General features: G+C 55.8%; 13 protein-coding genes. All 13 read right to left on the bottom strand.

Annotated elements, in window-relative coordinates; genetic code table 11:
- Positions 1-79 precede the first annotated feature (79 nt).
- On the bottom strand, positions 80-346 hold the full coding sequence (locus LNV09_RS24425) for a hypothetical protein (RefSeq protein WP_263559670.1): 267 nt from the start codon (positions 344-346) through the stop codon (positions 80-82).
- A 154-nt stretch (positions 347-500) separates the two neighbouring features.
- A complete protein-coding gene (locus LNV09_RS24430; RefSeq protein WP_263559671.1) occupies positions 501-941 on the bottom strand; it encodes a YybH family protein in 441 nt (146 codons plus the stop codon).
- Between the two features lie 153 nt (positions 942-1,094).
- A complete protein-coding gene (locus LNV09_RS24435) occupies positions 1,095-1,727 on the bottom strand; it encodes a DJ-1/PfpI family protein (protein WP_263559672.1) in 633 nt (210 codons plus the stop codon).
- Positions 1,728-1,853: 126 nt separating this feature from the next.
- Positions 1,854-2,435: a DUF4304 domain-containing protein gene (locus LNV09_RS24440; protein WP_263559673.1), complete on the bottom strand. Its 582-nt coding sequence runs from the start codon at positions 2,433-2,435 to the stop codon at positions 1,854-1,856.
- 136 nt (positions 2,436-2,571) lie between these two features.
- Entirely contained in the window at positions 2,572-3,138 is a 567-nt protein-coding gene (locus LNV09_RS24445; protein WP_263559674.1) for a hypothetical protein, read from the bottom strand.
- Between the two features lie 125 nt (positions 3,139-3,263).
- On the bottom strand, positions 3,264-3,788 hold the full coding sequence (locus LNV09_RS24450; RefSeq protein ID WP_263559675.1) for a hypothetical protein: 525 nt from the start codon (positions 3,786-3,788) through the stop codon (positions 3,264-3,266).
- A gap of 440 nt (positions 3,789-4,228) precedes the next feature.
- Positions 4,229-4,501, bottom strand: a complete 273-nt coding sequence (locus LNV09_RS24455; protein ID WP_263559676.1) for a hypothetical protein — start codon at positions 4,499-4,501, stop codon at positions 4,229-4,231.
- A gap of 358 nt (positions 4,502-4,859) precedes the next feature.
- A complete protein-coding gene (locus LNV09_RS24460) occupies positions 4,860-5,444 on the bottom strand; it encodes a GNAT family N-acetyltransferase (protein WP_263559677.1) in 585 nt (194 codons plus the stop codon).
- Between the two features lie 123 nt (positions 5,445-5,567).
- The gene (locus tag LNV09_RS24465) at positions 5,568-6,104 is read right to left on the bottom strand and encodes a hypothetical protein (RefSeq protein ID WP_263559678.1); all 537 of its coding nucleotides are present in this window, start codon (positions 6,102-6,104) and stop codon (positions 5,568-5,570) included.
- Positions 6,105-6,212: 108 nt separating this feature from the next.
- Positions 6,213-6,905, bottom strand: a complete 693-nt coding sequence (locus tag LNV09_RS24470) for a class I SAM-dependent methyltransferase (RefSeq protein ID WP_263559679.1) — start codon at positions 6,903-6,905, stop codon at positions 6,213-6,215.
- Positions 6,906-7,020: 115 nt separating this feature from the next.
- Positions 7,021-8,028 (bottom strand): hypothetical protein, encoded by a 1,008-nt coding sequence (locus LNV09_RS24475; protein ID WP_263559680.1) that lies wholly within the window; start codon positions 8,026-8,028, stop codon positions 7,021-7,023.
- A 134-nt stretch (positions 8,029-8,162) separates the two neighbouring features.
- Positions 8,163-8,564, bottom strand: coding sequence for a hypothetical protein (locus LNV09_RS24480; RefSeq protein ID WP_263559681.1), 402 nt, complete (start codon positions 8,562-8,564; stop codon positions 8,163-8,165).
- A 263-nt stretch (positions 8,565-8,827) separates the two neighbouring features.
- Positions 8,828-9,259, bottom strand: coding sequence for a DUF4265 domain-containing protein (locus LNV09_RS24485; protein WP_263559682.1), 432 nt, complete (start codon positions 9,257-9,259; stop codon positions 8,828-8,830).
- Between the last annotated feature and the right edge of the window lie 45 nt (positions 9,260-9,304).

Here is a 9,304-nt window from a genome sequence, read left to right on the forward strand (position 1 = left end):
AGCCAGCTGGCCGCGCGGAGCTGAAAATATACAGGCAGCATTGCGCGGCCAGGTGGCGGAGGTCCACTCGAGCGACCGGTTAGGCATCTGGTGCACCACGACTCTTCAGGGCCTTGATGATTGCTCCAACGGCGAGAACCACCAACAGGACCAAAGCCGTCACGACGATTAGCGCCTCCCGGCCCCACAACATGAGCAAGCTCAGGAAGTCAGGGCGCTTGCCGCTTGGATATGGGTAGAAGTACGACACAACCATTAGCGCAACCAAGACGACCAGCGCCACGCAGGCCGACAGCACTCCTCGGTTCGAACCTGTCGCCTTGTCCCGCGAGATTTCAGAATTCATACCGGGGCGTCCTTCTCTGAAGATGCCTAACGTTCAAGTTGAGCCTCGAGCGACGGGTGGGCGCGGAAGGCCAAGAATGAAATGGGGGCCTGTAGTGCCCAGCCGTCGCAAGTCGGCTCGAACGAATGGTTAGGCGGCACTCGATACCGTGCCCTCATGACTTGCCTTCGCGCTTGAATATTGCCTTCGTGTCTTCGAACCCGATTGGCGTCGATGTGTGCTCATGGACGACGCGCAAAACATGGCCGCTGGCCTTAAGCACCCAAGTAAACCGGTTCTGCATTGCCCGAAGCTCTTCACCTTGAGCCGAGAAAGCAGCGTACCGTGCAAAGGCGCTCATTGAGGCGAAGCTGGGCTCGGCCGTGATTCTCAAATCTTCGAACGTTACCCTGACGGTCTCGCTGCCAAGCGAAGAGAACCAACCTTCTATGGCGATTCTCCAAGTCGCAGCACCTTCGTATGACCAAATGCCCCATGTGTCGAACACCCTGACTTCCGGGTCGTAGAGTTGCATTAGCGCCTCAGCGTTCTTTGCCAGAACAGCGGACTTGTATGTTTCGATCGCTCGTAGAACCTGTTTCTCTGGGTCTCTCACGTGGGGCCTCCTTCCGGCGAGTGATGGGACTGGTTTGCGCCGCCTAACGTTCGAGCTGAGGGGCCGCAGCCAGCTGGCCGCGCGGAGCTGAAAATATACAGGCAGCGTAGCGCGGCCAGCTGGCGGAGGTCCACTCGAGCGACCGGTTAGGCGTCATTGGCGTAAGCGCGATGTGATGAGTTCAACAATTGCCGCGTCAGCGGTTCGGTGATCGCCGCCTCCAAACACTGGTGATGGGTCGTATTCCATGCTTAGTTCTACGGCGGCACCAGCACTCCGACCAGCTATGTGTTCGCACAGGGTCAAGCCGAGTTCTATGCCTGCGGTGACACCTGCGGACGTTATGTACTTCCCGCTTTGGGTTACACGCTGACCAGAGTATTGGGCGCCGAACTTCGCGAGCGAGTCCTTGGCCCGCCAGTGCGTTGCGGCGCTCCGGTCTCGTAGCAAGCCAGCTGCAGCGAGAAAGAAGGCGCCGGTACACACGCTGCCGGTGAACCTTGTCCCTTGATCGAGTCTGCGGACTTGCTCAATCAGGCGCGCATCCTGTAGTAATGGCGACAGGAGGCGGCCATTCCCTCCTGGATACAACACGACATCTGGCGACTGGAGGTCAAAGATCGAGGTCTCAGCAGTCAAGCCGAGAAACCCATCCGCGGTTCGCACCTCGCCGGGCGTGTGTGAGCAGAAGCTTACGGTCACCTCTGGCAAGCGTGCTAACGATTCGTAGGGGCCGACGGCGTCCAGAGCCGTGAAGCCGTTGAAGAGGTAGATCGATATGTGCATGGAAGAGAAGCTTTTTGTGACGCCTAACGTTCGAGCTGAGGGGCCGGAGCCAGCTGGCCGCGCGGAGCTGAAAATATACAGGCAGCGCAGCGCGGCCAGTTGGCGGAGGTCCACTCGATCGACCGGTTAGAGCGCTTCTTCATGCAACTGCACCCATTCAGCGGCAGCCTTTATACGACCGGAAGTATTCAGCGGCATGCGCTTGACGCAGGCACGAGCTTCCGCGTGAAGCCCGAGGGACCAGAGGATATCGGCGGCAGGAATACCAGTCGCTTGCGCCAGGATGTCGCACAGACCCTCATAGGTTTCCGCGCCCACTAGCCATGGAATTGCATACCGATGCACGGTTTCTAGAACGCGTGATGAAACGTCTTTAACCGACTCCGCGCTATCAAGTTTCCACCAAAGATCCTTCTTCTCTGGTGTTAGGAAGCCAATGCGATCCAGCCAAGTACACCCGGCTTCAGAATTTGGTGCATCGCCTACGTCCTCGCCCAGTTTCCGGAGAACGGACGGCGCAAAGACAGCCAAGTTGATTGTGAAAGAAGCGCTCTGGTCTCGGTTCCATTGGCTTGCCTGTACATCCAGGAACAAACGAACTTCACCAACGTCTCGTTTAAAGCGACGGCCGCTCTTTTTGAACCCCGCCTCACGCAAAACAGTGGATAGGGGCGCTATCGCGGCGTCGATTAGTTCTTTCGGAGTCATGCCTGAGCGCTCTAACGTTGAAGCTGAGGGGCCGCAGCCAGCTGGCCGCGCGGAGCTGAAAATATACAGGCAGCGTAGCGCGGCCAGCTGGCGGAGGTCCGCTCGAGCGACCGGTTAGGCCGCTCACCGGCAAAAACTACAACCCGAGTATTGTCTTTATTCCCCATATAAGGAGTGCAGTAACTGCATAGGTACTTCCAACTGGCTTTGCCCAGAAAGAAGTCTCTGCCTCACCGTTCTTTTCCCCTGGGGTGACCGCTGAAGCCTTGTGCGCCATTCCGGAACGCGCAGGAGCCCCTGTAAGCAGGATTACGAAGTAGAGCAACGGCGCGATAGCAAAAGCCCAAAAGGCAAGGTACAGAAGAAGTACCAAACAAGTAATTAATGTTCCGAGTCCCTCAAGAGTCTCGGCTACTTTTCCGCCAGCCATTTTGGGTGGTTTTATTGTCTCGCCAAGAACGAGAATCACACCGGCAAGGACGGCACGACAACCCTCCACGTATTGGACGGGGCTTGCAGACACCAGTCTAGTTTCCTTGTCGACCTCTCTCCAAAACGTAGATACGAATGTCACGGAGAGGGAAATGTACGAGCCCTGCTGAAAGAACCATGTGTAGAAGTGGCCTGGCGCGAAGTACTCATACGACCCGACGGTTACTGCCGCAAGAGACATGAGTAGGAGAAGGTGTACGAATGATCGCATGGTGGTTTGTGCGGCCTAACGTTGAAGCTGAGGGGCCGCAGCCAGCTGGCCGCGCGGAGCTGAAAATATACAGGCAGCGTAGCGCGGCCAGCTGGCGGAGGTCCACTCGAGCGACTGGTTAGGCGTCATTTCTTTAGAGTGTCTCTGACATAGTTTCGTGTAGCGACCACACCTTCGCGGCACTGATTTGCCATATCGATTTCAGTTCGAGATCGAGCGCGGCTCAGCGCTTTTTCAAGCTGAGAAAGGTATGAATCGACTCCCTGTGGTGGTGTTGCAGCCTCAAAGGTTTGTGTGCAAACCTCCTCGGCTGTGCTGCGGTAGACCTGCATAAGGACTGGTATGACCGCAAACGGTCGCTTCGGTAAAGCTCCGTACAGCGCTAGTCCGATCTCCTCGGATACGGCCCCGTCAGCATGCGGCTTGAGTAGCTTTGCAGCCATCAGCCACGAGGAATCGGCATCTTCGATGCCCGCCAAAATGTCGCGATCCCAGGCCGCAGAGTGTTCGTAGGCATTGATGAACGCAGCTGGTCCATTTGAGCGAATTTGTGCGAGCGCCGCCCTGGCGCTGAGCCGCTTCTCAGGGACGGAGCTTTGGCCAGCGCCGGTAAGCGCGACCACAAGAGCGATGGCGAGGGCGGTGTTCAATGATGCCTAACGTTGAAGCTGAGGGGCCGCAGCCAGCTGGCCGCGCGGAGCTGAAAATATACAGGCAGCGTAGCGCGGCCAGCTGGCGGAGGTCCACTCGAGCGACAGGTTAGAACGCAGATTCATGTGGATACGCCAAGAACGAAGCGGGCTGCCAAAAGCGCTAGGACAAAAGGGCTGGGCACCAGACAAACAGCCGCAAACATCGCGTTTCGCCGAATCACTGCCGCCAACGCAAAACCACTGAAAATAGAACCTCCCGCCCAGAGCACAGTTCCGATATAGATTGAACTGGCCCCGCTAGCCATCAGCGATGCGGTTGATATGACCGCGCAGCCAGCTAGCAAGCTTCCCGCAAACAGCAACAAAGCCACCGATGTACGCCAATTCTCCACTGCGTTCTAACGTTCGAGCTGGCGGAGGTCCACTCGAGCGACAGGTTAGACCCCACGACTTCCTTGCGCCTCGAAGTTCTCCAGCAACGCATACAAATCCTGAAGTTCTTCAGCCTGAAGTTTGTTTTCCTCAGAAACGTCTACCGCGTGACGAATGAGCATGAATTCAGATTCGGAAGCGATGCGCCCGCGACCAACGATCTTGGCTAGGCGGGCTTTCTGGGTGGATAGGAATGTGGGGTACTCGGCTCTCAATGCATCCAGCAGCGCTTGTTCCGCTTGTGCCCGGCAAGGCGGCGCCATCGCTGCCGCGATCATTGGTGTTTCGAGTAGGCCCTGCTCGAGTCCACTGGCAAGTTGGGACGGGCGAGTCCCCTCCGGCGGATTCAGATAGTTCGCCCGCACTGCACCCCAGTTTTGGCAGAGCTTCAGCGCAATTGGGTCCGGCACAGCCGCCAGTGAGGCATGAAAACTCTCTCAAAGACGCCAAAAAGCATCTCTAATTTCGTCCGTTTCGCTGGAGCTTGCGGCGAGTGCGTTCGCATTTGTGGGGTCTAACGTCGAAGTTGAGCCGCGAGCGGCGGCTGGGCGCGGAAGGCCCAGAATGAAATGGGGGCCTGTAGTGACCAACCGTTGCGAGTCGGCTCGAACGCAGGGTTAGCCGTCATGTGGCGCCTCACGCACTCAGCCGGCTGCATAGTCCATTCCTGACCGCTGCCCATTCGTTTGACAGTATTGAATACACAACTGTGTCTCTAATTGAACCGTCTTTCATGACCTCATGACTCCGCAGCACGCCATCTTGCTTTGCTCCCAGCTTTTCTATGGCGCGGCGTGACGGCTGATTGAAGAAATGAGTTCTGAACTCGACAGCATTCGCACTATGTTGTTCAAAAAAATGTCGCAGCAAAAGGTACTTGCACTCGGTGTTGATCTTTGTGCCTTGTACAGACTTTGAATACCAGGTGTAGCCAAGCATTCCTCTCCGATGCGTAGGCTCGACGTTGTAGAACCTTGTGGTGCCCACGACTTTGCCTGTGGCATTGCTCGTGACGGCGAAAGCTAAATTTCCACGTTGGGACTCTGAAATGGCGCGGGCGACATAAGACTCCATCTCGTCGGGGGACGGAACTTTGGCATACCAAATCTTCCAAAGCTCACCATCAAGCACGGCAAGCCTCAGCGCTGAGGTGTGTTCAGCTTCTAGCGGATGAAGGGTGACAAAGTCACCTGTCAGCACTACCTCGGATAGTTGGTTCATTGCTTTTTGACGGCTAACGTCGAAGCTGAGGGGCCGCAGCCAGCTGGCCGCGCGGAGCTGAAAATATACAGGCAGCGTAGCGCGGCCAGCTGGCGGAGGTCCACTCGAGCGAGGGGTTAGCCATCATGCTTTTGACCACTCGGCCGTGACTCTCGACGCCAGCCTGTTCTCGACTGCAGAAAAAGCCTTGCTCCCAAGAATGTATTTCTTAAAAGTACTTAAATCGGCTTTGGAGCCGCACCAAAGATTGCCTTTTGGAATTGACTGCAATTCGGCATCGGGTTCAAAGTAGGCAGTGCATCTGAATTGACTAATAGCTTCGTTGCCGGCCTGCCCTTTGGCAATGAATTGCCTAGTGATATCGAACTCGAAGTATTCGCCTTTTCCAAAGTCAAAAACGCCCCATTGATAGAGCAACATGTCGGCACCGGGCGCTGTCGCGAGTCCATTTGCCTCGATCGTGGCGAAGAAATCTAACGATGCCAGGACGAGTTCATATGGATTTAGTGTCTTGGTGGCCGACCCTCGGTAAGAAAGAAACTTGTTCCAAGCCTCGACAGATTGCGACGGATCGAATCCTACTTTGCTGTCCGTCGAGCAAGCTGCTAGTGCTAGCCAACTGGAAGTTGCAAAGACAAGACTTCGACGACCCGTATTCATGATGGCTAACGTCGAAGCTGAGGGGCCGCAGCCAGCTGGCCGCGCGGAGCTGAAAATATACAGACAGCGTAGCGCGGCCAGCTGGCGGAGGTCCACTCGAGCGACAGGTTAGCCCGCACGAGGAAAACCAGCCCTAATCCAGCAGCGCTGAGTATCAAGCCACTCGACCAAGATGAAGCCAACAGCGCCAAGTTGAACTTGAAGCATGGTTTCATCGACTTCTGCGAGGGTAAAAGAATGCAGCCAAGTCTCGCCATCCCGGTCGTACCTTAGGGTCATCGCGACAAGCCCACTTGTACGGCTCACGGTTTCAACTCGCATTGCCAATCCATTTGCTTCTCCTACCGGCCCCACCGCAGCAGTGGATAGCCAAGCTGGATCTTGGCGCTGCAATAGGAAAGTGCCATTTGCACCGAGATGCTTAGCCGCAGCGGCGAGAAATGCGGACCGAACTTCTGGCTTCGGATGATTGACGAGTCCGCTTCCAAGCATGACGACATCGAATTTATCGCCGAGATCCAACTCCTCAATATCGGCCCGTACCAATTTCGCTTCTGTCGGCGCATAGCCAAGCATTTCATCCGAGTTGTCAACCGCTGTGACAGCACAACCCAAGGATAGTAGCCGCCTAGTAACGCGACCTGTGCCGCAACCGAGCTCAAGAACCGATGTGCCAGGCTTAAGGTATTCAGAAAGGTGCTCAATGTCGTCAGCGTAGGGACTCCTGCGGTAGACCTCAACCGAACAACCGTCCTGTGTCTGAGCACCAGGGCCTTCGCCGAAGGATTGATCTATTTTCATGCGGGCTAACGTCAAAGCTGAGCCGCGAGCGGCGGGTGGGCACGGAAGGCCCAGAATGAAATGGGGGCCTGAAGTGACCAGCCGTTGCGAGTCGGTTCGAGCGAGGGGTTAGGCTTCACCTTTTGCGGCTGCGAATGGGGCTTGGTGATGAATCTAGATTCTCGAGAAGTACCTGAGCCGTTGTGCAGTAGTACTTGCCTGGCGTTGATGACATTGGTGCGATGTACGGCGCACTGGGTTGCGCATGCTTGTCAAATCCGTACTTGAAGCGCAGGGAGTGGAAGAACATCTCGTCGACATACAGTTCGAACGGGAAATGCTCCTTTGAACGGATTGCTCCGCGTGCCGCCTCATCGATTGCTAGGAGTTGCGCGAACGGAAGGCCCAGGCTATTCAGCGAGACGTGCCCTCCAGCAGTGGATCGGTGAATGAGGGACTTATCCTCATATTCATTCACTCCTTGGGTGATCGTTGCATAGACCGACATGCCGAGTACGTCCTGATAGATTGCGGCCACTTGGGGAATAAGCCGAATTAGCGTCTCTGGTTCGTAGGAATAATTGACCTCTGAGTCGTGCTGACCTACAAACCAGTTCGCCTTCAACAACAAGCTGTCAGCGAAACTGACAAATGCAACACCCGGTGTCGCGTCAGCGAGAAGATCAATTCTGTCGCGAAGGGCTATGAGCTTTGCTCCCGAGAGACCGCCGCCCCTCAGTGCGTTCTTGACACCTATGACGTCAACAAGGGCAAATGCCGAGTAAGGACGAAGGTGTATGCCTGTGAGCCATTGGGATTTGACGAAAATGTGAGGCTTTTCGTCGTAGTCGTAAACGTCTACGCAGGCCACAAAGGCAGCCCGAGGGAGAAGGACGCTGACTTCATGAAATCGATCCATGATGTTCGGATACCATGATATTTCCAACGCATCAATGCTGGCTTGACGGACAGCCGCATAGCTGATGTAGCCGACATTGCGAAATGGCTGTCCTTCAAACAGATCGAGGTACGCCGATTCCCAGTCTGCGATCCAGCTCTCGTCCATGAGAAACACGTCTCGGTCAAGCGGCACTTGCTCGAACTCAAAGTGCTGGAAGCCACTGTGGGCAAATTGGGAGGGCATTTGTGAAGCCTAACGTCGAAGCTGAGGGGCCGCAGCCAGCTGGCCGCGCGGAGCTGAAAATATACAGGCAGCGTAGCGCGGCCAGCTGGCGGAGGTCCACTCGAGCGACAGGTTAGACCTCAGTTCCAAGCCCATCAGTCGCCCTCTACAAAATAGACAAACTTCCATATTCCTTCAAGTTCCTGAAATCCTGCACGAAACGAAGTTCCTGCATTTCTTGGACACTCAATAATCTTGTCCTTGCGCAACACGCATTTCTCCCCGGTCACGCGTGAGAGCTGCCGCAAATATCCAGGCTGTTTCCGCCAAGTTTCGATAGCTTGCTCCGCACTTGCATCGCCGCCAAAACTCCAACTGAAATCTTGGATCATTTGCTCCCGGAGGTTTGTGTAGTTCTGGGACTTCGCCTCCCTATTGACTTTTGCAATGACAGCGGTCGCTCCGCTCGGCAATGGAGCCGCAAACGTGAATGCGGTATTCAACGCAAGCACAAACAGGCTTGACGCGCCAACAACCGAACGCGAAAACGAATGCATGCTCTGAGGTCTAACGTCGAAGCTGAGGGGCTGGAGCCAGCTGGCCGCGCGGAGCTGAAAATATACAGGCAGCGTAGCGCGGCCAGTTGGCGGAGGTCCACTCGAGCGACCGGTTAGGCGTCAACTTTCCGCCGCCGCAAAAGAATGGAAGACAGGAGTAAGCGCAGCGATTAAACCAGCAGTAGTGCATCAGCAAGTTTTGAATAGCCGGGCTCACAAGTGTCATCGCGCTCAGAGGGATGTATTGAACTATTTTTGTACGGCTATGTTTCATAGCGCCAGACAGGAACTGCGACAGCGAAACCTTGTGTTTCAAGGTGATCCAACTGTGTTTCCACCTCATTTGGGGCTGCTGTGGGTGGAATATCCACTGACCAAAGGTTGTACGCTGCGAATCCTTCGACTCTGCAGCCTAGCTCCAGTAGCTTAGCCCTGGATCGCAAGAAATCAGAGCCATCATTCTTGAGCACCCAAGCCAAGGAGTGACCTGATGTCTCGACCAAGTTGAAATCGAACACGCAGCCGTTCACTGGATCCGGCGTAGCTGTGAACTTGTCGCCCCAGGCCAATCCGCTGATGAAAAACGGCGCATTCTGGAGTTCGAAGACGTCGCCGTCGCGCTGGCACCAGACGCTCTCCGTAGCAACTGGTGGCCAATCGTCTTCGATATCGAGGGCGAACCGCAACTTTTCCACCTGTGACGCCTAACGTTCGAGCTGAGGGGCCGCAGCCAGCTGGCC

The organism is Paucibacter sp. B2R-40, assembly GCF_025717555.1.
Classification (GTDB): Bacteria; Pseudomonadota; Gammaproteobacteria; order Burkholderiales; family Burkholderiaceae_C; genus Paucibacter_A.